We start from the raw sequence: 24,526 nt of genomic DNA on the forward strand, positions 1-24,526 counted from the left end.
AATATCTTTCATCGTATTTTTGACCCTTTAAAAGAAGTCGACTAACACCACTTCCTATCGCAAATCCAATAAATATGAGACTATTTTTTGTAAGTTTATCTTCATTATTCTTATTGTCAACGAGTAGTTTGCTTGCTCAGTCCCTCGCAGCAGACACGATTCGCAGAATACCAAGTTCCCCTCTGGCTTTTTTAACTTTTGCACCTGATGCGCGAAGCGCTGGTATGGGTGAAGCGGGTGTTGCTCTTAGCCCGGATGCAAATTCAACTTATTGGAATGCCGCAAAACTGCCATATAACCAAAAAGACTTCGGAGTTTCGGCTTCTTATACTCCTTGGTTGAGAAATTTGGTTGACGATATGTGGTTAGGTTATCTTACTGCTTATAAGAAAATCGGAAAAGGTCAGGCAGTTGCAGCTTCTATCAATTTCTTCAACAACGGTGAATTGGATTTGCGTGATGCCGTTGGTACACACACAGGATTTTTTAATTCAAGAGAGCTGGCGATCAGCGGTACCTATTCCCAACAGCTTGGGAAGAATTTCTCAATGGGCCTGACGTTGAAATATATTTCTTCCAACCTTGCGGGAAATGCAGTTGTTAACAATGTGTCTCTTAAACCAGCACGAACAGTGGCCGGTGATATCAGTGCATTTTATAGAAAACAAATTCAAAACGAAGATACAGGAGGCGAACTTACCTGGTCTCTTGGTGCAGTATTGTCTAACCTTGGTGGTAAGATCAACTATGGCTCAAATACAGACACAGAAAGCTTTATTCCTACCAATTTGAAATTGGGTGGTGGACTTTCGTTCACGGCGGACGGAAGAAACCGTTTCAATTTTATTGTTGATGCCAGCAAATTAATGGTTCCGACACCTGGCGCAACAGCTGCTCAAAACGTTCAGATCAACGGATATGGTTCTTTGAAAGGTGCTTTTGGTTCTTTCTCTGATGCTCCGGACGGATTTAAAGAAGAAGTACAGGAAATCGCAGTGGCAGTGGGTGCTGAATATTGGTACAATGATATTTTTGCGCTTCGTGCAGGTTATTTTGGCGAAAATAAAAACAAAGGTGACCGCAGATTCTTTACAGCTGGTGTCGGTGCTAAGTTCCTTGACCGTTACAATGTGGATTTTGCCTATATGTTCCCGACAACACAAGGCAGCCCGTTGGCGCAAACCTTGCGTATAACACTTGGTTTGAGCTTGAACAAATCTGAAAAACTAGATGTTGGAGATACTGACAACTAATAATTTCTACTATATATCTTAATGAAAAGCGAATGATGTTTGTAAGAACGTCATTCGCTTTTTTATCAAAAGAACAATATGATCCTCGACCGCACAGAAGCTCCTGATTATAAAATTATTAATACAATACACCTACCGGAACCCCAATCCCATACCTTGGATAATGGAATTCCGCTTCATGTTATCAACATTGGAGAACAGCCGGTTGTCCGGTTCGAATGTATATTTGAATCCGGGAACTGGCATGAGAAGGAAACCGGCGCGTCTTATTTTGCAATCAAAATGCTTCCTGAGGGGACTCGGTCCATGACTTCTTCGGAAATTAGCGAAGCTTTCGACAAGATCGGTGCATTTATTGATATGACCCATTCTTCAGACCGTTCAGGGATTGTGGTTTATTGCTTGTCGAGATTTTTGCCGGAGGTCATGACGATTATTAAAGAAATGATTGGTGAACCTGATTTTCCGGAAAAAGAACTGGACGAACTCCGTAACATTACGCTTCAGAATCTTCGGGTCAATAAAGAAAAAACTGCTTACCTGGCCACGACTGAATTTCGGAGACAACTTTTCGGCCGCGAACATCCTTATGGACAAAGTCAGGAAGAAAAAAATATTCAGGATCTGTCTTTATCAGCTATTCGGGATCACTTCGAGGTGTTTGTGAAAAACGGTAAACGCACGATTATTTTGGCAGGGCAGGTAAGTGATGTGGATGTAAAACTGGTCAATCAATATTTTGGCCAGGGCGAGTATAAAAACGATGCATCCGAAATTTCCCGCATAGTCGACACCGATTATGAAGGAAAGGAAGTTTTGGTAGAGAAATCCGATAGTGTGCAGTCTACAATCCGCATCGGAAGAAGATTATTTACAAGACAGCATCCGGATTATTTTAAAATGCTGGTAACAAATGAAATTCTCGGGGGGTACTTTGGTTCGCGTTTAATGAAAAATATTCGTGAAGAAAAAGGCCTGACTTATGGAATTTCTTCGCATATGGTTACGCTGCGGCGCGAAGGGTACTTCATGATCGGTACGGATGTTAAAAAGGAATTTACCCAACAGACAATTGATGAGATAAAAAAGGAAATCTACCGGCTCCAAACGGAGTTAATAGACGATACAGAATTGCAGACAGTTAAGAATTTTATGGCAGGAGAGTTTGCGGGATCTTTGAACACTGCTTTTGAAGTGGCAGATCGCCAAAAGATCCTTTTGCTGGATAAATTACCAGCTGACTTTTTTAGCCGTTATATCGAACAAATTCATGCCACCACAGCGGAAGATATCCAGTTGATGGCATTGAAGTATTTAAGGCCTGAAGAAATGGTCGAGGTCGTGGTGGGAGGGAAATAAAAACAGCTTTTTGTCACTTCTATTTGTCTTTGTTGAGTGCTTCCTTGTACGCTTTCAGGCAACGCTCTCGGGCAAATTTATGATCTACAATGGGTGCCGGATAATTCAGACTATTGAGTTCCGGAACCCATTTTTTTATGTATTCTCCTTTTGAGTCAAATTTTTCAGCCTGAGCCGTCGGGTTGAAAATACGGAAATAAGGTGCAGCATCGTTTCCCGAGCCCGCTGCCCATTGCCAGCCGCCATTGTTTGCTGCCAGGTCATAATCAAGTAATTTTTCAGCAAAATAGGCTTCACCCCAGCGCCAGTCGATCAGTAAATGTTTTGACAGAAAACTTGCTGTAACCATACGCACGCGATTATGCATAAAGCCGGTTTCGTTCAATTCATGCATGCCGGCATCAACCAGAGGATATCCGGTTTTTCCCTCACACCATAATTTGAATTCTTTCTCATTATTTCTCCATCGAATCTTATCATAATCCGCCCGAAATGCTTTGCCCTGACCAACTTGCGGAAAGTTCCATAAAATCTGGTGATAGAAATCCCTCCAGATCAGCTCATTCAGCCAGGTATCACTTTTCTCGAGTGCTTTTCTAGCCAGATCTCGGATACTGACCGTTCCAAACCGAAGGTGAATTCCTATACGGGATGTTCCGGGTAGGGCGGGATAATTTCTGGTTTCTTCGTAATTCTCAATCAGTGCAGATCTAACTTTTTCAGACGGGAAATCATGATCTGTTTCGATGAATCCCATTTCTTTAAAAGTTGGAATATTGGTTGTCTTTGTTTTGTAAAATTTCGAAAAGTACTTTTTGGTAGGATAGGAGGAAAGATAAAAATCATTGAGCTTGGCTTTCCAGGCTTTGCTATACGGAGTGAAAACGGTATAGACAGTATCCTGTCCGGTAAGAATTTCCTGTTTTTCGAAAATCACCTGATCCTTGAAAGTTTTAAATTCTACGCCACTTTTTTTCAGTAACGAGGCAATTTCATCATCACGATCTTTCGCATAAGTCTCATAGTCATGATTCGTATAAACTTCTGCGATATCGTATTTTTCAAGCAGGCTTTTCCAGATATCTACCGGAAATCCATACTGAACTTCCATATCCGAATCCAGTTCTTTTAGTTGTTTTTTCAGATCGGCAACTGCCTGATATATAAAAGTTACCCGTTTATCTTCTTTGTTTTCCAGCTGATCAAGAATTGCGCGATCAAAAATGAAAAGGGGAAGTACAGAAAAGCCGGATTTTAAAGCATGGTATAGTCCTGCATTATCCAGCAGGCGTAAATCTCTGCGAAACCAGGAAATGGCTATTTTCTCTTTTTTCATAAAACAAAAGTAGACTTAGGTCGCTTTTAATTATAACGGTTTAGTAGCTGATATCACATACATCATCGCGCCACCCGCGGAATGATATTTATTTGCATCAATATTACGCAGCATACGCTCTCCCAGGTGTGCATATTTTCTTTTATAATTTTCAAAAAATTCCAGATTTTCCGGGCCCATGGCTCTGAAATAATCATAGTCCGAAAACTCTTCATTACTCCATGTATTTCCGTTTTGCCACTGCCTCATGGTCGCTATCTGCTCATCGGTGGTATAAGGCGGATACATTGCAATTGCTTTATCAGAAAGACGAACTTCTACCTGATTGAAGCCAGCCTGGACCAGAAATCCGGGAACAAGATCGCCGAGTGAGTTATCCCCAAGACCTAGTTTTTTCTTTCCTTTTTCGAAAAGTAACGCATATTTAACATGGTCAAGAACCTCGTCGATCGGGTCATTCATGGATACAGAACTTTGGGTCAGACTTTGCACCAGATTATTTGGTTCAACACAAAGAATTGTGCCACCAGGCTTTAAAACCCGTTTCATTTCCGCTATAACTGTCTTAGGATGCTGAACATGAATCAAAAGTGTCTGACAAGTAACGATGTCAAAAGTTTCATCATCGTAGGGAAGTTCGTGAGCGTCTCCTTTTTTTAATTCAAAATCTACACCTTTTGTCTTAAAAAACTGATTTAATTCTGCCTCACCTTTTGACCATTTTCTATCGTTATCAACGCCGCATACTTTTGTGGGGGCTCCAAGGTAGTCGACCAGCAATCTACTCCAATGACATTGGCCGCAACCAACGTCGAGTAGGTTGAAATGTGAATGTAACTGAAGTCTCTTAGCGAGTAATTTAAGAAATCCTTCGTTCCACCAAAAGTCGCGATATTCACCAAAAAAGTCCTCTGAATGTCCTTTACGCTTTATATTTTTAGTTCTCATAGTATATTTACAGGCCGGAGTTCACGAAGTAGCAATCTGCTGCCTGCTTTAAAACAACAGGATATTTGAAAGGATAATTCGTAAACACGTTGTATATCTTGTTTATGCCTGACCTTTAATCAATTACAATCTTTCTTTAATCATCCAGTTTATGAAATTACGCCTGAGTATCTTATTTGCCTTATTCTCCCTGACAGCCTTTGCTCAAAAAGATGCTGCTAAGCAGGAATGGAAACAACTTTTTAACGGAAAAAACCTCGATGGCTGGGATATTAAAATTCGTGGGAATGATCTGAACGACAATTTTGGAAATACCTTTAGGGTAGAAGATGGAAAAATGGTGGTTCGTTATGATCAGTATGACGATTTCAAACAAAAGTACGGACACATTTTTTATAAAGAAGATTTTTCATACTATCGAATTGCAGTGGAGTACCGTTTTGTAGGCGAGCAGGCACCGAAAGGCGAAGGTTGGGCGTGGAGAAACAGCGGTATTATGGTCCAGGGGCAACCAGCTGCTACGATGGGAAAAGACCAGGATTTTCCGATTTCTATTGAGGTACAGTTACTTGGTGGTGATGAAAAAAAACGTACGACCTGTAATCTTTGCACACCAGGAACCAATGTGGTTATGGATGGCAAATTGATCACACAGCATTGCGTAAATTCTACATCAAAGACGTATAATGGTGATCAGTGGGTTCGTGCCGAAGTTCTGGTTTTAGGCGATTCTTTGATTCAGCATTTTGCCAATGGAGAAAAGGTGTTGGAATATAACAAGCCTCAGATGGGTGGAGGAAATGTAAGCGGAAATGATGCAGCGCTTTTGATTGACGGAAAATTACTAGATCATGGATCTATTTCTCTGCAAAGTGAAAGCCACCCGGTTGAGTTCAGAAAAGTCGAGCTTTTGAACCTGAAAGGATGTATGGATCCGAAAGCGACAAACTATAAGTCGTATTATGTTAAAGCCGATAATTCAGTTTGTACTTATAAGAAGGGCAAATAGATAAGGGTAAAACAAAGAAAGGCACCTTTTCGGGCGCCTTTCTTTGTTTTATATAGTAAGATTACAAACGAACGATTTCCGCACCGATTGCATTCAATCGCGTATCGATGTTCTGATATCCGCGGTCAATTTGTTCGATATTATCAATGATACTTACGCCTTTTGCAGACATGGCCGCAATAAGCAAGGCAACGCCGGCACGAATATCAGGAGAAGTCATACGGATTCCTCTTAATTGAGTTTCACGGTTATGGCCGATTACCGTTGCGCGGTGCGGATCACAAAGAATAATCTGAGCACCCATTTCAATAAGCTTATCTACAAAGAAAAGACGGCTTTCAAACATTTTCTGGTGAATCAAAACCGTTCCTTGCGCCTGCGTCGCAGTTACCAGAACGATACTCAGTAAGTCAGGCGTAAAACCTGGCCATGGGGCATCAGCAACCGAAAGTGTAGAGCCGTCAAGGTAATTTTCCATGCGGTATTTTTCCTGAGCAGGGATGAAAATGTCATCGCCACGGAATTCCATTTGAATTCCTAACTTTTGGAAAACTTCCGGGATAATTCCCAGTTGCGGTATCTGACAGTTTTTGATCGTTATTTCTGATTGCGTCATCGCAGCCAGGCCGATAAAACTACCGATTTCAATCATATCCGGAAGCATGGTATGTTCCGTTCCTGTTAATTCGCTAACTCCTTCAATTACCAGCAAATTGGAAGAAATGCCGGAAATTTTAGCGCCCATGCGGTTCAGCATTTTACAAAGTTGCTGCAGATAAGGCTCGCAGGCAGCATTGTAAAGTGTTGTTGTTCCCTCTGCCATCACGGCAGCCATCAGGATATTGGCCGTTCCGGTTACAGAAGCTTCATCCAAAAGCATATAAGCGCCCTTCAGATTCGCTGCATCAACGCGGTAAAATCCTCCGTCTTCTTCATCGTAACTGAACGTCGCTCCCAGTTTTTCAAAGCCGATAAAGTGCGTATCCAGGCGCCTTCTGCCAATTTTATCTCCGCCCGGACGAGGTATTCTGCCTTTACGGAAACGTGCAAGCATCGGTCCGAGCAACATCACAGAACCACGTAAAGCCGCAGCTTTCTGGCGGAAAGAATCCGATTCAAGATAATCCAGATTGATATCGTTCGCCTCGAAACGGATAGAGGAATCACTCAACCGGGTTTTACGTACACCAAGATCTCCGAGAAGATCAATAAGCTGATTGACGTCGCGAATATTCGGAATGTTATGTATAGTAACCGGTTCCTTAGTAAGAAGTACGGCACAAATAATTTGTAATGCTTCGTTTTTGGCACCCTGAGGTACAATTTCACCTTTCAGGCGTCTGTCTCCTGTTATTTTAAATGAAGCCATAGATAGTTGCAGGCGGTAGTATGGAAGTTAAACCGGTTGAGAAATAGCACCAGATCAGATTCCAGGCTTTTTACGATTATTGTTATTATTACGATTGTTATTATTGTTGTTATTGTTCCTGCCTGCGAATTTATTATTCGGCCTGTTCCGGTTATTATTGTTATTCTGATTATTTGGTCCCTGACGATCTTGGTTAGGCTGTGCTTTAAAGCCGCCGCCCGAATGATTTCCACGATTTCTGTCCTGATTACTGTTACGGTCTTTCGGCGCAGCATCAACCGGTCCATTTTTACGGATATAATCAATTTCCTCCTTCAATTGTCCTTTGGTCAAAAGTTCAAGCTGACCGATCAATACGTGATCTTCGGGATTATCCTTATTCCACGTATTAAAAAACGAACGCATCAATCTGAAAACATAAGAAACAAAAGCCAGACGATCTTCCTGATTTTCGGTCTGAATCGCCTTTTGAAGCAAAAGATCGATGTTGCGGCCGTAGTGGCGATACATCAGATTATGCTGGTTATAGCCAACTGTCAATGGTTTTTTACCCAAAGATTCAGGAGAAGGTGGTGGATATGGGCTGTCCACATCCAGTTGAAATCCGGACATGATGTAAAGATCATCCCAGAGTTTATTTGTATAGTCCTGATTATCCCTCATGTTTGGATGGATCTGACGCATGAGTTCAACCAATATATGCGCGTAGAGATTGCGTTTTGCCTTATCCTCCATCTTTACGATGTGGTCGGCAAGTTTTTGTACGTTGCTACCGTATTCTTTCAAGAGCTTCGAAGATTTTTAGATGACAAAAATAAGAAGTTTTTATGGAAAGTAAAGGTGGGTGAAGATAGAAGTCAGGTTTGTGAATCGCTAAATCAGCAAATATTCGCTTCGGGAATTGATAGAACGGCGCTATTTGAAATATAAGTCATTTGCTTTTAACAGATTATACGATCCTGTTACAACCTTTTTTGGTAAATGATTGTCACAAAGAATAGTATCAGCCAACTCGCTTAGAATGAATTTTATAAAGACCGTACCCGGATCTGCACTGTTAAGCCTGATTTTTCTATCTGGTTGTGAAAACTGCGATACGACAGATCCTATGGTCACCGCACATATTACGCTCAAATTGGTTGATGTCAAAGGAAAGAATTTAGTCAATGTGTCCAAAGGTCCATATTATCCGGATTCTGTACGGGCATTTGTAAAAGATAATTCAGCACTGTCATTTCAGATACAGGAAGGTGGTGGTCTTACCGAAACACAATACGTGTGTATGCCTCCTTTTCTGGAATCGGGTAAAACAGAGTTGTTTCTTCACCTGAACAACCAGGATACAGATACCCTTCTTATTTCTTACAAATCTGTAAAACAAAAGTGCGGCGCACCATATTTTCTTTACACGGAGTTTATATTCAATGGAAAAAGCATACCGAAAGCGGGTATTTTAAAACTGGTCAAATGAAGTCTGACAATGCGGAAAATACCTGAAGCAGTTTTATATCAAAGTTTTGCCGTGGTAAAAGGTCTAGCCAGGAAAAAATAATCAGGAAAAACGAAGCATATTTCAAACGTTTGGAAAACTGATCGAAGTCCAAAATCAGGCAAAATCCATTCAAAGCCAAAAAACTGTAAGGTGCCAACAGCCGATATCCGGGATCGTCAAAGGGACTAAAAAGACGCGCGATAAACAGGAAAAATAAATATCCGCCCGCGACAATCCAGAAATGTAATTTCAAAGGTGACGGGCTTTTTATTTTTTTTAAATTCTGATACCGCCAGATAATAATTACTAATATCTGGATTGCAATTCCTGCAAGCGATAGAAAGTTAAAATCTTCGGAATCAATGTCTATGATGAATAATTCATTCATAATCCCTTTTGAGAATGCTGTGAAATTTCCAAGGATATCGACGTTTCCATCAAACCGCTCTCCGCCGGACCACGTACCACTCAGGTATTTATTTATACATAAATAAAAAGCAAAAAAAGCTGTCCAGGCCGAGGCTAAGCATCCTGAAAATCTAGTCTTGGAGAAATTCTTTTTTCGTAAGTAAACTACACCGAAAGCAAGTGCCGTTGGAACAATAAAAATTCCGGCGTAACGGATTAATATCAGCAGGATGCCAAGCAAGATCAAACAAGCAAAAGACTTTTTAGAAAATTCTGGATTTTTGTTCAGTTTGTAAAATTGATAAGTCCAGCAAAATAAAATGATAAGAAATAAAGGCTCCGACCAAGTATGTGCCCAAAGTTTCAGAAAAGATCCAAAAAATAAAATGCAGCTGAGCATTATTGATTTTTCTCCAAACCATCGGTTCAGATATATCATCCAAATTCCAGACGCTGCAATATTTACAAGTTTCGAAGCTATCAGAACAGATGTGCCGGTAACGAAAGAAATAATAGAAATAAACAGTGAATAAACGATTGGAAATGTACTGTTCCAACGATAAATATTATTTTCAGCAAGTGTATAGCCTTTGCCGGATAATAGATTGGTAGCTGCTTCCAGATACTAGTGGGAGTCAATTGTTGTATAATGGTTCGGATTGATGTAGCTCAAAAATAAAATTATACCGCTATGCAGCAACCAGATCAGGAAAAGATAATAATCCGGGATTTTGGGAATTGACCACATTAATGCATCCAGATTAATTTTCCGGTCATTGCTTTTTCAACTTTATCGGAAGAAGGGATATACCTCTTATCAGGTTCAATTCGGTATAGATACATTCCAGCCGGCATCCGGACTGGGCGCCAGATATGTTCATTTTTCCCCAGATGTGGTTGCAATTCAGTATCGTAAATAGTACGCCCCTGAATATCAAAAACCTTAATCTTCCATTTTTCGGGTAAGACAAGTCCGTCAATGTTCATGAAAAAGCGGAAATGCTCGTTCGATGGATTTGGTGAAACTCCTGCATCTGAAATCTGTGCAGGAGTTTCTTCATTGCTCTCAGGAAGAATAAAATCTGTTTCAAAATAATTATTTGCTTTATTTTCTTCCTGTAATAGGTTGTTTGGGTCAATTGTGAAATTCCATTTTTCCGGGCCGGAATTATAATTTTTATTAGATAAGGTAATCGATAGGGTGTCGAGGTAAGCGGTTGTATTTCTGTGAATCAGATATTTTGTATTCTTGTCGCCATTGATTCTTTCAATAGCGATTTCATATTTTTCAAACTTAAATCTGCCGTTATTTTTGATCCCAATTTTTATATTGACGGAGTCACTCTGGTTTGTCAGCACTTTTCCTGTGGGATCAAAAAATCGAAGTAAATCCGGTTGCCAGGTATAATCGGGGAGTTTGGTAGGAAATATTTTTATGGCCGGATCGCCAAGTAAATTCATTTGCTGTGCTGTGATTCCATCCGAAATCGTCGGATACTTCTTCACATTTCTGCGAATAGCTTCCTGTTGAATTAGTCCAAAAGGCTCGGAGGTAAAAAGGCTGTCGGCAAGAACCTCATAAAAAGCATCTGTATAATGTTTTAGTGAAGAAGTGACTCCGTTATGTGTATGTGCGAGAAATAAAACAGAGCCTTTTTCTGGAGTTAATATCCAGTCGTTGCTAACCGCTGGTGTGGAATAATAAATATTTCCCATCGCGCATCCATTTACCAGAACTGCTGGATATAAGGGGGCATTTTTATAATTACGGTCAGCATCTCTTGGATTACCAATATTGATATCATTCGAGTTTAAACCCGAATGGCCGTAAAGTGTCATCAGGGCAACGCCTTTATTTATAATTGTATCAACAGGAAATATTTCAATCGGTTCATCCGTGCGTTTCGATATAGTCTGGACATTTACTCCCAAAGATGAAAAAGCAATTCTTTTTTCAAAGGATTCCACATATTGTCTGAAAATTTCACGCTCATTAACCGTATGTCCACCACTTAAATGAAGGATATTCTTTCGCCAGCTTGCCGCTTTATTTTGTGCTTCGTAGGTTTTTACTTTTTGCAGATAATCATAAACGTTTTGCGGTGTTTCAGCATTTACACGGCCAATCGGAACTATGGGGACATAGATAGTGGAATCATCGAGCCCCATCGTCAACGCCATATCTGAACCTGGCCAGCCACCATTTGGAATCATATCGTTTTGCCGGGCTTTTAACTGATGCCTCGCTGTTTGCGGATCAATTGATTTTCCGAGCAGTAATACAAATTTTAGAGAAGTATTTTTGTGTAAAAAAGATATCGCGTTTCTGATTCCCAGCGGACCAGGCTCTCCGTAATTAAACTGATCAAAAACTTCTTCACTATTTAAAATCAAGGTTCTGAAATCACCTCCTTCTTTCGACGCCCGATAATCCGCATATTCCCGGACTGGATCTTTGCTGCTGCTGATAGAATTTCTTACAAGCGGATGCGTAATGATTAAATAATCTATCTCAGGACTTATAGATTTGAATTTCACAATCCGCATAGGGAGAATTTTAAGGAATTCTTTGAAAGCAATAACTTTTTTTGCTCCGTTTAAAACAAGAATAGAATCCTGAATAAATAGCCTTTTTAGCTCATACGCATTTGAGCAATCATAGAATTGCCAGTTTTTTGCATTGATAAAAACTGCCGATTTTTTAGAACTTTCAAAATCAAAATAATAGATTTTTTGCTTTTGGTTTAATGGAATAGCTGTTTTCTGAGGATAGCGCCAATTGGTATACGACACGGAAACGGAACCGGAATTATTAATTGGCATAATTGTGACCGCGAGTTTTCCATCAGCTGTGATATCTCTCGAATTCAACTGAAATTTGAATGCAGAAGCATTGTAATTCAGTAAATTCAATGTATCCACAGTTCGGACGATTGCACCTGGTTCTCCTGTCTGAATAACAAACTGATGATTTCCGGCTGACCGGCCAACAATTAATAGTTCAATTTCTGAACCTTCAAATTTAAGAAGCACCGGATTTTCAAGCGTCAGTCTTAATGTTTCTGACTGATTATTAAGCAATTCTTTTCCCGTCCAACCTTCTCCTGTATCATAACTGGTCAGCGCGGTTCCGTTTTCATAGGTACTGCCCATCGGATATAAATTTCCAGCGGGATATTCTTCGCTCCGGACTTGTATTACTTCCTCAAAATGATCTGAAATCAATTCTTTCGAGGTTTTTGAACCCGAAATCGAAATACGTTTTCCGATTTTTTCATTGCTGCGAAAAGTTAGAAAATAAGAAGCAGTGTCTGAATACAAACTGTAATAAGAATGCGGCATATCCTTCGGCGTTACATACAGCGATGAATCAAGCGCGCCATTATTTTTTTCTCCATAAAAGTCGAGAAAACCTTCAAAACCAGAATTCTCATTTCCTGGATTTAATTCAATGGCAACTTCTTTGCCTCTGCGAAATAGTTGCAAAGATTCCGGACCAGCCATATTTACAGGAAATCCGGCCTTTTGCAGCTCGGAAAATGTGATTCGATAAAATCCTGTTTCGACGACAGGAATGCGCAGATAAGTCTGCGTAGTATCAATCCATTCGTTTCCCAACCATTTTTGTGCCGAGCTGTTCGTCGTAGAAAGTAGGAGAAGTAATAGAAATAATTTACTGAAATATTGTGTGTGGTATCGTTCCATTTTCAATAGAAAATTAGGATGAACACCACACATTTATTTTTCCATTATTGTCTTTCTGGTATAAAGATTCATGGAAAATGCATACTGGTGGTGGACATCGGCTTCATGATATTCGGAGGAAATCAGATTCCATTCATCCCAGTCAAGCTTTGGAAAAAAGGCATCACCTTCCACCGTCGTATGGACGATCGTGAGATAAAGTTTTTCTACCAAAGGCAAAGCCTGTTCAAAAACCGAAGCGCCCCCTAAGACAAATACTTCGTTTTCATCTTTAAGTAACGCAATGCCTGAATCTAAATCCATTGCATATTCGATATCCGCTTGTTTTTCCTGGTTCGGGTTTCGGGTCAATACCACATTTCGATAGGAAGAATGCAATGCATCCGGAGCTTCAAAGCTTTTTCTACCGGTAAGAAATGTCTTTCCGTCAGTAACTTTTCGGAAATGTTTCCATTCATCCGGAAGGTGCCAGGGCAAGCGATTATCCTGCCCGATCACATGATTTTCGCTCATGGCAGCGATGATATATAAGTGAGGTTTATGTGTCAAGTTGGCGCCGGTTAGTTGTTAATAATTTTCAAAATACAACCAAAAAAATTATGTAAGAATTATAGACCCTTTTTTTTACCGGTCAACCCGAAATCTTACCACTCATCAAATGACGCAAAAGATTTTCACATAGTACCTTGCATAGCAAAGTACCTGTGCATACCTTTGTAATCATAGAAGGTGCAAATCCTGTCTGTTAGCCATGAAATACATTTCATTAAGTAAAACATGAAACCGATATGAATATCGAAAATGCCCAAGTGCAGATGCGGAAAGGAATTTTGGAATTCTGTATCCTGCACATCATATCTCGGGGAGAAGTATATGCCTCGGATATGTTGGATGAGCTGACCTCCGCTAAGATGATGGTGGTAGAAGGTACGCTTTATCCGCTTTTAACAAGACTGAAAAATTCAGGCTGGCTGGACTATAAGTGGGTTGAGTCCTCTTCGGGGCCTCCGAGGAAATACTATGTTTTGACAGAAGAAGGGAAGATATTTCTGGATGCGATGCAGACAACGTGGTTTGAACTTGCCGACTCGGTAAAGACAGTCATTCATCGTACCGAGGAACTGAGCAAGAGCGATACGTCAAAATCTTCCTAATCTAACTGATCATTTAAAGACCTTCGATTATTTCAATCATGAAAAAGACAATCAGTATTAATATAGGCGGTGTCATCTTCCACATTGAGGAGGACGGATACGAAAAGCTGAAAAGCTATCTTAATTCCATACAGAAATACTTTTCTTCCTTCGCCGACAGCAAAGAAATTCTATCGGACATTGAAGGCAGGATCGCCGAGCGGTTTTGGAATAAACAAAAATCGGAAAGCAAGCAGGTTATCTCACTTTCGGATGTGGATGAACTGATCGCTGCGATGGGTACCGTTGCAGATTTTGAAGCCATTGAGCAATCCGAAGATATTCTTTCTGAACCGCTTGGAACTGCCCAACCGAAAAGCGAAATACCAAAAGAAGAAGCTTATTCGAGTCCTACGCCGGCTGCGCCAAAAACAGAAAGTAAAACTTATGCAGGGCCTAAAAAACTGGTAAGAGATCTTCGTCGTAAATTGATCGGTGGCGTTGCGTCCGGTTTGGCGAATTATTTTACAATTGATCCGCTTTGGGTTAGGCTGGCATTTCTTTTAGCAGTGCTCGGATTACCCGTAGGCGGTGGCATGATGGGCTTGGATGGTGAATTTTTTGGAGGTATTTCCGGATTCACAGCTTTAGTTTACATTGCGATGTGGATCGCGTTTCCGGGTTCTACAACTCTGGAAGAAGATACGAAGATCAAAAAATTCTACCGGAATCCTGATCGTAAAGTGGTCGGTGGCGTCGCCTCCGGAGTTGCTTCTTATTTCGGTGTAGACCTCGGTGTTGTACGTTTCCTATGGGTAATTTCTATTTTCCTTTTCGGTACCGGTGTTATTCTGTATATCGTTCTCTGGGTCATTGCGCCGGCAGCCAATACGCTGACTGAAAAAATGGAAATGCAGGGAGAACCGATAACACTTTCCAACATCGAATCGAATATTAAACAGAGCCTCAATCTTTCAGATAAAGAAGGAGAAGAAAATCCGATCACTAAGATATTACTTTTTCCATTTCGTGCCATTGCGTTAATAATTGGCGCCTTGGGGAAGTTGTTAAAAGGTCTTGGTCCCGTGCTTAGGATTATGATCGGCGTGTTTTTGGTTGGGATGTCCGTTCTGGCACTTTTTGGTCTGGTTGTGGGCGGTTCGGCTGTGATGGGTATTACCAGTATTGATGCTTTTGACGGTATGCCTCTGCCGTTCCGGATTTTACAGGAAATTCCATCAAGTTTGATTTTATCCGGTTTGCTCGTTTCAGCCATTCCGTTTATTACTTTTCTCCTGCTGGGACTGACACTTTTATCAAACAAGAAAATTGTTGGCAGTACCGTTTGGCTGACCCTACTTGGGCTTTGGATTGTGGGTATTATAGTGGCTACAATTCAAGGGGTTTCTTATCAGCAGAACTTTGCAAAGCGCGGCGAGTATACGCAATCAGTTTCATATGCAATTCCTGCAGGAACGCTTACTCTGGATGAAAACGATGCAGACGAAGAAGAAAATATTGACATCGATATCAGACTGACGGGTTATAATGCAACTGATAGCTTGAAGCTTGATAAAAAGATGGTCTCTCGTGGTCGCACAAAGGAAATTGCGAGAAAACTTGCCTCTGAATTGCAATATGAACCGACTATTAAAGACTCAGTGATTACCTTTAATGAGGGGCCGACATTCAAACAGGATGGTCCTTTTCGAGATCAGCAGATCGATCTGACACTGAATATTCCTTTTGACAAGCAATTCATCATTACCCGAAATTTGTGGTTTTCAATTTCACGCTGGTACGGCAGCAACCATCATCTTGATTCTTATGATCTGAATGACGACGATGTAAACTGGGAGCAATTGCGCTGGACGATTAAACGTGATTCTGGTTTGGTATGTATCAATTTGCCTGCAAAATACATCCGCTCAAATGACAATGAGGATAACAGCAGCAACGGCTCTTATTCTTATGATGATGAGGACAGTGATTTGGATATGGGCGAGCGTGGAACTTATATCAAACAATTCCCGGTAAAAGATTTCAGGAAAATCGATATCGGCGGGGCATATTCGGTCATTGTAAAACAAGGAACTGAGTTTAATGTTTCTGCGGATGGGGAAGAAAAAGACGTTGACGATCTGAAAATCTATGAAGAAGGTGGTGTTTTAAAAGTAAAACGTTCTTCCAATTTTAATCTTTTCAACAACGATTGGAAAAGAATTGGAATCATCGTGACTATGCCGACCATCGAAGGAGTTTCGTTATCCGGAGCAAACAAGACCAGAATCATAGGTTTCAAAGGGTTGCAAAAACTGGATGTAGATGTTTCCGGTGCTTCAAAAACTGAAATTGACGTGGAAACGAACGAATTAACGCTCGGACTTTCCGGAGCATCCAAAGCAACTTTGAAAGGATCTGCAAAATCAGTTGAAATTGATTTGTCTGGCGCGTGTAAACTCAATGGAGTTGGAATGACTATCCAGAACGTCGATATTCATGCGTCTGGTGCGTCCAAAGCAGATTTTGGTCAAGTTGCTAATATGAAAAAAGACCTTAGTGGTGCAAGCAAGGTAGACTTTCAGCAATAATGTTAATAGGAGATGCAACCTCTAATCCGGATTTGGCATCATTCAGTCACATTATCAAAATATAAAACGAATCATAGTCATGAAAAAATTATTTTTATTTGGGTTAGCCTGTTTAATCTCAACAGCAATGGTTTTCGCCCAGGAAAGCAAAACTTTTCAACTTTCAGGTTTTGACAAACTTGCTATGGGAAGTGCTTTTAAAGTTGACGTTAAAAAGGGAAGTCAATTCAGCGTAACAGCAACCGGGCAGCCTGATGATATCAAAGACCTGGAAGCAAAAGTTACTTCCGGTATTTTGAAAATTGGCTACCGTGGAAATAACTGGAACAAAAACAGGAAGACAGTCAATATTAACATCACGATGCCAGCATTGGAAGCAGTAGATTTTTCCGGCGCATCAAAAGCGCAGGTAGGAAATTTTCCAAATTCTAAAACAATGGCTATTGAAGTTTCTGGTGCTTCAAGCGTAACCATGAATTTTTCAGCGCCAAAAGTTTCTCTGGATCTGTCAGGAGCGTCCTCGTTGACAATTGTTGGCCAGTGTGATATATTGAGTGGAGAAGTTTCCGGCGCGTCGTCTTTCAAAGGAGAGGGTTTTCCTGCCAAAGAAGTTAATATCGAGGCATCCGGAGCGAGCAGTGCCTATGTAATGGCCAATGCAACAATCCATGCAGATGCAAGCGGTGCGAGCAGAATTCGTTATAGCGGAAGCGTGAAAGATATTCATTCGAATACTTCTGGTGCGAGTTCTGTGAAAAGAGATTAAAATTTTTTTACTTGTGAATCGTTGCAAAAAGCCGGCATTGTCCGGCTTTTTGCTTTTAAGATATTCTGTAACTTCATACGAAAGTTATTTCTTACATGATATATTTATGGACATTCTTACCTTCGCATCTGATTTAAGACGTTAAAGAAAAAGTTGCAATCCTCCATTTTATGAAAGGTATGCTTATTTTACTCATTATATTTTAAATTTCATGACGCGTAACCGGTATCCAATGAAGCATACTTTAACCTGCTTGATTTTATTTATTTACTCAATAATTTTTGTTGGATCGGTCAAATCTCAGACACTTTCCGGCAAACGGTATATGCCTCCGCTCGGCGTTTTAAGCTTGACAGGCGGTGTTGGTGTGGCCTATTATATGGGTGATTTGCGGACAGGCAGGATTAACAAGCATTTAGGGTTGGGGCCATCCGTTTCAATCGGAGCATTGTATCGACTAACGGAACATTTCAGCGCCAGGGGTGAATTGAGATTTTATCAGGTTTCGGCAGATCAGAAATATACACCCAATTACCAGCAGAATCTTTCATTCAAAACTTTCAATCCCGACTTGAATGTAGGAATTCAGGCTGATTTATTCGCTTATAACCGTCATGCAAAATTTAATCCATACCTTCTGGGTGGAGTCGGAGTGACGTATATGACTCCCAAAACAGAATTCGACGGCAATTGGATCAGTCTCGCCCCATTGCAAACAGAAGGCGTGAAATACAACAGATTGCCACTGGTTTTCATGCTGGGGGCAGGATTTTCGACCCAGATTGCAGAACGATGGAGTTTAGGGATGGAGCTTGTTAATAACTTTGTGAATTCGGATTATCTGGATGATGTCAGTACCGTTTATCCTGATTACAGCACGTTGCCTAATGATCTTGCCCGCCAGCTTTCAGATCGCTCTTCAGAAATCGGAGCAATTCCACAGCAACCGGGCTGGCACCGGGGAAGACCTGCCCGAAAAGATATGTACCTGTTTCTTCAGGTTCGTGTTAATTATTTAATTGGAACAAGAAAAGAAGCGCATGAACGTAGAAATGTTCGCTGTCCGCGTTTTTAAATAAAGTAGATTTTTGAAAATCAGCCCAATGTTAAAAGCAAAAACCCCCAAGCAGTCGGAAGTAACCATGACCGAAATGGTACTGCCCAATGATACCAACACGCTCAATAATTTAATGGGGGGGCGTTTGCTTCACTGGATGGATATTTGTGCGGCGATTTCGGCACAAAAACATTCAAATCGCATTGTTGTAACGGCTTCAGTGGATAATGTTTCTTTCACAGAGCCTATCCGTCTCGGAAATATTATCACCATGCATGCCCGTGTAACCCGCGCTTTTAATTCTTCCATGGAAGTTTTTCTTGAAGTGTGGGCCGAGGATATTCCTGCCGGTTTGCGCGTGAGCACCAACCGTGCATTTTATACTTTCGTCGCGGTAGATCAGAACGGAAGACCGATTGAAGTTCCCCCTCTATTGCCTGAAACAGAAGCGGACGAAGAATTATTTGTAAGCGCTCTGCGACGACGTCAGTTGCGGCTGGTTTTGGCTGGCAGGATGAAGCCTTCCGAAGCAACTGAATTAAAAGCCTTGTTCGAAATACAGGAAGAAAAGCCATAACCCATCTTTTTTTGGTAATTTTGCCAAACCTTAAGCGACCAGCCGTTGTTGGTTGAAAGTCTCCTCTGGAGGCGGGCACTTTTAAGCGCTTAATAGAGAATCATTTTCAAACCGCTCTCATTTATTATTCATAAGATGGCAAAAGAGATTATTTTTTCGGACAAAGCTCCGGCTCCAATCGGCCCGTACAGCCAGGCTGTAAAAGTTGGTAATACTTTATATGTTTCAGGTCAGATCGCGTTCGAGGCTTCTCAGTCGGGAAGTATCAAAGTGGAGACTGGTAAGGTGATGGAAAACATCGGACATATTCTTAAAGCTGCCGGATTTGGTTACGAGAACGTTGTAAAATCGAATATTTTTTTAAAAGATATGAATGATTTTGCCGTAGTGAATGAAGTTTACGGTCAATTTTTTACCAATGAACCACCTGCTCGTGAAACCGTTCAGGTAGCACGTTTGCCGAAAGATGTGAATGTTGAAATCTCGGTGATTGCAGTAGCGTTGTAAGTCAAGGAATTGTCAGGACTTGTCATTTTTGGTCAGGTAATTGTCAGGACACGTCACCGGCAAATGACAATTGCCTGAAAAATAATTGACGACCCTTGGTCACTTCCTGACGAATATATTTAATGTTGAAACAATAATGAATAAATTACCAGTTCGGGTGAGATTTGCCCCAAGTCCAACCGGGCCTCTCCATGCAGGAGGTGTCCGCACGGCACTATATAATTACCTTTTTGCCCGCCAGCAAGGCGGACAAATGCTGCTTCGTATTGAAGATACAGACCAGAACCGTTATGTTCCGGGAGCAGAAGCTTATATTCTTGAAGCACTTCAGTGGCTTGGAATTGAAATTGATGAAGGACCGCAAAATGGTGGGCCTCATGCACCTTACCGTCAGTCGGAAAGAAAAGAAATGTACCGTCAATATGCAGAAAAACTGATTGCAGACGGAAAAGCCTATTATGCTTTTGATACTGCCGAAGAACTTGATGCAATGCGTAAGCGTCTGGAAGAAGCAAAAGTTGCGGCCATCCAGTATAACGCGATCACACGTCTGGAAATGAAAAATTCTCTGACGCTTTCTCCCGAGGAAACAAAATCGCGTCTGGAAAGCGGAGAGCCGTATGTCATCCGGATGAAAATTATGCCGAAGGAAGATATCCGTTTTAATGATCTGATCCGCGGATGGGTAGTTGTACATTCTTCGCAGATCGATGATAAGGTTTTATTGAAATCGGATGGCATGCCAACGTATCACCTGGCCAATATTGTGGATGATCATTTGATGGGAATTACGCATGTGATTCGTGGTGAAGAGTGGCTTCCATCAGCTCCTTTGCACGTTTTACTTTACAGATATCTGGGCTGGGAAAGCACGATGCCGCAGTTTGCACATTTACCCTTACTCTTAAAGCCGGACGGAAACGGAAAGCTTTCAAAACGGGATGCAGACCTTGGCGGTTTCCCGATTTTCCCATTGCAATGGACAGATCCTGTAACGGGTGACGTGGCAAGAGGTTTCCGCGAAGAAGGATATTCTCCTGAAGCAACGGCTAATTTCCTTGCTTTGCTTGGCTGGAATGCCGGAACAGAACAGGAAATTTTCAGTATGGATGAGATGATTAAAGCTTTTAGTTTTGATCGTGTGCATAAAGCGGGTGCAAGATTTGATATTCAGAAAGCAAACTGGTTTAATCAGCAATATCTTAAATTTAAAGATGATGCTGCTATTGTAGCTGAAATTAAGCCGCTTTATGCAGCCAAAGGAATCGAAGTAAATGACGAGCAGGTTATTCAGATTGTTCATTTGTTGAAAGACCGCGTTCATTTTACAAAAGAAATTGTTTCCGAATCGGAATTCCTATTCAGTGCTCCTGAAGTTTATGACCAGGATGTTGCGGTAAAAAAATGGAATGAGGAAGCAGTTAATGCAATTTCCGGATTTAAAGAAACCCTTGAAGGGTTTGAAGGCGATTTCGTAGCAGACAATATCAAACATGCACTTGCGGATAAAATGGAAGCATCCGGTATAAAAATGGGGAAGATCATGCAGGCACTACGTCTTGCGGTGACCGGCGCTGGCGCTGGCCCGGATTTGATGGTGATCATGGAGATTTTAGGAAAGCAAGAAGTTATTAGCAGATTGACTCAGGCTCTTGACCGTTTGCCAGCACAAATTCGCCTGGCATAAGTCGAAATTAACCGTTTGATCATTTTGCTTTGTCAATGGGTTTATAGTCGTATAATTTCGTAACAGTAATTTAGTTTACTGGCCTCCGGGCCGATAGCCAATTAACATTATGGCCAAAAAGAAACAACCTGATTCCGCCAAGCCTGCAAACGAAAAACCTCGTGTGCACAAAGATCTTGACGGTTTTGATATCCAGATTAATTCGTTTGGAGAGATAACTACAAGCTTTGATATGGATCGTATCAACCAGTTTTTAAACAAAAACGTGGACGATAAGAAACTTCGTGACCGGGAAGATATTCCGGGAAGGAAAACAAAAAAATCCAAAGCTAAAAAGACAGAAGAGGAGGAAGAAGAGTAATGTTTGTTGGCGGCGTACCTGCGTGATTTATTTACAAATATATAAACTTCAAAAGCTAAATGATCTCACACGAAATTGATTACAAGATTATCGGCGACGATATACAAATCGTGGAAATAGAACTCGATCCTAATGAAACGGTAATTGCCGAAGCCGGTGCGATGCTTTTTATGGAAGATGGTATTCAGTTTGAAACCAAGATGGGTGACGGATCTGAAGCTAATCAGAGTATAATGGGAAAGATTTTTCAGGCAGGAACTCGTGTGCTGACCGGTGAATCTCTTTTCATGACACATTTCACGAATCGTGGTGCCGGCAAGAAAAAGGTTGCTTTTTCTGCGCCTTATCCAGGTACGGTTATGCCGATTGATTTGTCCAAAATTTATGGAAACGAACTCATTGTTCAGAAGGACGGATTTTTATGTGCCGCACTTGGTACCAGTATGAAAATCCACTTCAATCAACGTTTCGGATCAGGTCTTTTTGGTGGAGAAGGATTTATTCTTCAAAAATTGAAGGGAGACGGAATGGCTTTTGTTCATGCAGGTGGTGTCGTAATCGAGCGTCAATTGAACAACGAAATGTTACGTGTTGATACCGGTTGTGTTGTTGCTTTCGAACAGTCTTTAAGTTTTGATATCCAGCGCTCAGGCGGTTTGAAATCGATGGTTTTTGGCGGTGAAGGGATGTTCCTGGCAACGCTCCGGGGAACCGGGCGTGTCTGGATTCAGTCGATGCCAATTTCTAAATTAATTCAAAGATTATCAGTAGGCGGGCCAAACGCCAGAAAAGAAGGCGGTTCAGTTATTGGCGGTTTGGGGAATTTGTTTGAGTCCTGATCAGGTTACTTCTTATATTAAAGAAAGAAAGGTAAGTGCTCCGGTACTTGCCTTTTTTCTTTAATAGAATAAAACTGTCTGCCCCGTAACCCCCGTTTCTGTGATGACTTTCAGGTAATAATTTCCGCTTGGTAAAGCATTCAAAGGTTCGACCTTGATCAAGCCAACAATTTCGTTAGCGGATGCATGAATAGGATGTTCTATCCCCCGCGCGTCATAAAGTGCACATTTGATAAGTTTAATGTTATTATCTGCTCTAAAATAGAAAAACTGCTTCGTAACAGGATTAGGGAAAACAATTAAGTTCGCTGGCGAGCCTTCCCGGAAAATTGAGTATACCGACGAATAGCCGGTAACACCATTTTTATACTCAAACTTCAGCCTGTAGAAACTGCTGGTTTTTATATCGTTTTCGTCTGTGTAGGAATAAATCTGAGAGTCGGACCCATTAACCGGATCAAGCATTTTAATGTCTGAAAACGATTCACCATCATTATTCACCTGAACAACGATTTGTTTTAAATCGGGTATTGCGGCGATAAGCCATGCCAACTCAATTTTGTTGTCGACAGTTTTTGCTGTTAGTCTGTTGATAAAATCGATTGTGGTATAAGTGCTGCTAATAGAAAAAGGATCAGAAATACTTCCGGTCAATATGGGATTTAACCCCGTCAGACGGATCCGGTATTGGCCGTTTTTAATGTCCTGTGGAATTTGGATTTTAAGTGGTGCTTGGTTCCCCGCTCCAACGATAGCCGTGAATCTTCCTGCACTGTCTAAAAGTTCAGCCTGCAAGGAAACTGTGTTGGCTGGCAAGCCGCTAAAATTAAAAGGTAAGACAAAGGAAGCTCCCGGGAAAACTTTAGACGGAGTTATACCCGTGTGAATGGCATAATCCGGTTGAAGCGGGGGGATTTCTTTGAGCAATGAATCAGTCAAAACCCGGTTCCAGGCGGAAGCAGCTAAGGTCAAACCTTGAACTCCACCGGCAATATTTTCAAAATGACCTTGTTCGGGCCTGGGCATTTGCACGGTATCAAGATTTGGTCCTGCATATGTATTAAAACCACTTAGTGCAATCAATCGATTTTGTGCCGAAATAATTGGAATATAGGGTTTTGGCAGGGTTGAACTGGCAGAGTTCCGGGCGATGATCCAGGGGATATCTTTTCCGGAATCTCTTCTGCTATTCGTAATCAATGTTTGGATATTACTAAAATAATTATCTTCTGTAACGCCTTGCTGAGCGTCGTTTTCACCATGCGACCAAAGAATTGCCCTCAACCCTAACGAAGAATTCAGGTATCGAACGGTATTGATAATATTGGTATAAGGCTGGCGGTTTGGCCAGGGTTTTCCTACATAAACATTAAAAGCATCTTTACCCAAAGCCCCATCACGATAATTTTCTGAATTTGCCGCAGCCCAGGCCGAATTCAGGAACAAAACCGGCGTGTTTAGTTTTTTATTTAACATATCTCCAAGCTCTGCCCAATACCAGGAAGTTTCTCCTGACGGAAAAATGTAATCTTTGGCTTTTATCGGTGCAAATTGGGGAGCCTGCATAGGTTCGTCCGGCGCGACGGTGATATTGTCGGTATTCAGAAATTTATTGATTGCATTAAAGGAGATAACCTGATCCGAAGAATTTTTGGAACCGAGGTCTGGCAATCCCATCGCATTTGAGTTTCCTGCTACCAGGAAAACCTCTCCGATACCAACCCGTGTGATTGCTGATACATCAACCTGACCATTTGTAGAATAACCCGTTAACTGCAATTCATACCAACCTGTTTTTGCTTCGAATGTTGCTGTCAGAAATCCCTGTTTGATCTGATCTTTGGGAAATGAAAAAGATTTTATTTCATTTTCGTCTCCTTGAACGGGTGCCAGTTTTAGCTCAATAGATTCGTACGGAACATACGCATAGGAAGTGACTGCAACATTTGCAAAGCCGGATTTGTCTCTTTGTAAAACCTGATTATTGACCGGGCTTGTAATGATCAGTTGTGCGTATATATCAGTGTAGGAAAGGGATAAAATCAAAAACAAAAAGACCAGTTTTTGATAAAAGTAAAAGAAAGGCTGGTTATGATACGATACAGATTCCGTCATTGTGTGTTAATTAT

22 protein-coding genes are annotated in these 24,526 nt (G+C 41.1%); 14 read left to right on the plus strand and 8 right to left on the minus strand.

Annotated elements, in window-relative coordinates:
- The first annotated feature begins 74 nt into the window (after positions 1-74).
- Both porV and BMY70_RS27190 read left to right on the plus strand, forming a co-directional pair.
- A complete protein-coding gene (gene porV, locus BMY70_RS27185) occupies positions 75-1,253 on the plus strand; it encodes a type IX secretion system outer membrane channel protein PorV (protein WP_090340968.1) in 1,179 nt (392 codons plus the stop codon).
- A gap of 78 nt (positions 1,254-1,331) precedes the next feature.
- On the plus strand, positions 1,332-2,612 hold the full coding sequence (locus BMY70_RS27190; RefSeq protein ID WP_090340971.1) for a M16 family metallopeptidase: 1,281 nt from the start codon (positions 1,332-1,334) through the stop codon (positions 2,610-2,612).
- Between the two features lie 19 nt (positions 2,613-2,631).
- Here the strand turns inward: BMY70_RS27190 and BMY70_RS27195 are convergent, their stop codons facing one another.
- Entirely contained in the window at positions 2,632-3,948 is a 1,317-nt protein-coding gene (locus BMY70_RS27195; protein WP_090340973.1) for a cryptochrome/photolyase family protein, read from the minus strand.
- A gap of 30 nt (positions 3,949-3,978) precedes the next feature.
- Positions 3,979-4,896 (minus strand): class I SAM-dependent methyltransferase, encoded by a 918-nt coding sequence (locus BMY70_RS27200; RefSeq protein ID WP_090340975.1) that lies wholly within the window; start codon positions 4,894-4,896, stop codon positions 3,979-3,981.
- Between the two features lie 151 nt (positions 4,897-5,047).
- Here BMY70_RS27200 and BMY70_RS27205 point away from each other — a divergent pair, with 151 nt between their 5' ends.
- A complete protein-coding gene (locus BMY70_RS27205; RefSeq protein ID WP_090340977.1) occupies positions 5,048-5,905 on the plus strand; it encodes a 3-keto-disaccharide hydrolase in 858 nt (285 codons plus the stop codon).
- 61 nt (positions 5,906-5,966) lie between these two features.
- Here BMY70_RS27205 and murA read toward each other — a convergent pair whose 3' ends face one another.
- A complete protein-coding gene (gene murA / locus BMY70_RS27210; RefSeq protein ID WP_090340980.1) occupies positions 5,967-7,274 on the minus strand; it encodes a UDP-N-acetylglucosamine 1-carboxyvinyltransferase in 1,308 nt (435 codons plus the stop codon).
- Positions 7,275-7,328: 54 nt separating this feature from the next.
- Positions 7,329-8,060, minus strand: coding sequence for a DUF4290 domain-containing protein (locus BMY70_RS27215; protein WP_090340982.1), 732 nt, complete (start codon positions 8,058-8,060; stop codon positions 7,329-7,331).
- Positions 8,061-8,295: 235 nt separating this feature from the next.
- Here BMY70_RS27215 and BMY70_RS27220 point away from each other — a divergent pair, with 235 nt between their 5' ends.
- Positions 8,296-8,745 (plus strand): hypothetical protein, encoded by a 450-nt coding sequence (locus tag BMY70_RS27220; RefSeq protein ID WP_090340984.1) that lies wholly within the window; start codon positions 8,296-8,298, stop codon positions 8,743-8,745.
- On the opposite strand, the gene BMY70_RS27225 is transcribed toward BMY70_RS27220, so the two are convergent.
- Positions 8,738-9,421 carry a hypothetical protein gene (locus BMY70_RS27225; protein ID WP_218148683.1) on the minus strand — a complete coding sequence of 228 codons (684 nt, stop codon included), beginning with the start codon at positions 9,419-9,421 and terminating at the stop codon, positions 8,738-8,740. The genes BMY70_RS27220 and BMY70_RS27225 overlap by 8 nt on opposite strands.
- Before the next feature lie 73 nt (positions 9,422-9,494).
- On the opposite strand from BMY70_RS27225, the gene BMY70_RS31150 reads away from it, so the two are divergent.
- The gene (locus BMY70_RS31150) at positions 9,495-9,707 is read left to right on the plus strand and encodes a hypothetical protein (protein WP_218148684.1); all 213 of its coding nucleotides are present in this window, start codon (positions 9,495-9,497) and stop codon (positions 9,705-9,707) included.
- A gap of 214 nt (positions 9,708-9,921) precedes the next feature.
- Here BMY70_RS31150 and porU2 read toward each other — a convergent pair whose 3' ends face one another.
- A complete protein-coding gene (gene porU2, locus BMY70_RS27230) occupies positions 9,922-12,879 on the minus strand; it encodes a putative type IX secretion system sortase PorU2 (RefSeq protein ID WP_177197142.1) in 2,958 nt (985 codons plus the stop codon).
- 33 nt (positions 12,880-12,912) lie between these two features.
- Positions 12,913-13,428 carry a dihydrofolate reductase gene (locus BMY70_RS27235; protein WP_090340990.1) on the minus strand — a complete coding sequence of 172 codons (516 nt, stop codon included), beginning with the start codon at positions 13,426-13,428 and terminating at the stop codon, positions 12,913-12,915.
- Between the two features lie 239 nt (positions 13,429-13,667).
- On the opposite strand from BMY70_RS27235, the gene BMY70_RS27240 reads away from it, so the two are divergent.
- The 9 genes from BMY70_RS27240 (at position 13,668) to BMY70_RS27280 (ending at position 22,397) form a co-directional block, all read left to right on the plus strand.
- Positions 13,668-14,033 (plus strand): PadR family transcriptional regulator, encoded by a 366-nt coding sequence (locus BMY70_RS27240; RefSeq protein WP_090340992.1) that lies wholly within the window; start codon positions 13,668-13,670, stop codon positions 14,031-14,033.
- Between the two features lie 38 nt (positions 14,034-14,071).
- Positions 14,072-16,603 (plus strand): PspC domain-containing protein, encoded by a 2,532-nt coding sequence (locus tag BMY70_RS27245; protein WP_090340994.1) that lies wholly within the window; start codon positions 14,072-14,074, stop codon positions 16,601-16,603.
- Positions 16,604-16,682: 79 nt separating this feature from the next.
- On the plus strand, positions 16,683-17,369 hold the full coding sequence (locus BMY70_RS27250) for a head GIN domain-containing protein (protein WP_090340997.1): 687 nt from the start codon (positions 16,683-16,685) through the stop codon (positions 17,367-17,369).
- Positions 17,370-17,601: 232 nt separating this feature from the next.
- Entirely contained in the window at positions 17,602-18,444 is an 843-nt protein-coding gene (locus BMY70_RS27255) for a putative outer membrane beta-barrel protein (protein ID WP_090341470.1), read from the plus strand.
- Positions 18,445-18,472: 28 nt separating this feature from the next.
- Positions 18,473-19,003: an acyl-CoA thioesterase gene (locus BMY70_RS27260; RefSeq protein WP_090340999.1), complete on the plus strand. Its 531-nt coding sequence runs from the start codon at positions 18,473-18,475 to the stop codon at positions 19,001-19,003.
- 135 nt (positions 19,004-19,138) lie between these two features.
- Entirely contained in the window at positions 19,139-19,510 is a 372-nt protein-coding gene (locus BMY70_RS27265) for a RidA family protein (RefSeq protein WP_090341001.1), read from the plus strand.
- A gap of 136 nt (positions 19,511-19,646) precedes the next feature.
- Positions 19,647-21,197: a glutamate--tRNA ligase gene (gene gltX / locus BMY70_RS27270; protein ID WP_090341003.1), complete on the plus strand. Its 1,551-nt coding sequence runs from the start codon at positions 19,647-19,649 to the stop codon at positions 21,195-21,197.
- Between the two features lie 109 nt (positions 21,198-21,306).
- Positions 21,307-21,558 (plus strand): hypothetical protein, encoded by a 252-nt coding sequence (locus BMY70_RS27275; RefSeq protein ID WP_090341005.1) that lies wholly within the window; start codon positions 21,307-21,309, stop codon positions 21,556-21,558.
- A gap of 59 nt (positions 21,559-21,617) precedes the next feature.
- On the plus strand, positions 21,618-22,397 hold the full coding sequence (locus BMY70_RS27280) for a TIGR00266 family protein (protein ID WP_090341007.1): 780 nt from the start codon (positions 21,618-21,620) through the stop codon (positions 22,395-22,397).
- Between the two features lie 60 nt (positions 22,398-22,457).
- Here BMY70_RS27280 and BMY70_RS27285 read toward each other — a convergent pair whose 3' ends face one another.
- A complete protein-coding gene (locus BMY70_RS27285; RefSeq protein ID WP_090341009.1) occupies positions 22,458-24,512 on the minus strand; it encodes a sialate O-acetylesterase in 2,055 nt (684 codons plus the stop codon).
- Positions 24,513-24,526 lie beyond the last annotated feature (14 nt).

The organism is Dyadobacter koreensis (assembly GCF_900108855.1).
Classification (GTDB): domain Bacteria; phylum Bacteroidota; class Bacteroidia; order Cytophagales; family Spirosomataceae; genus Dyadobacter; species Dyadobacter koreensis.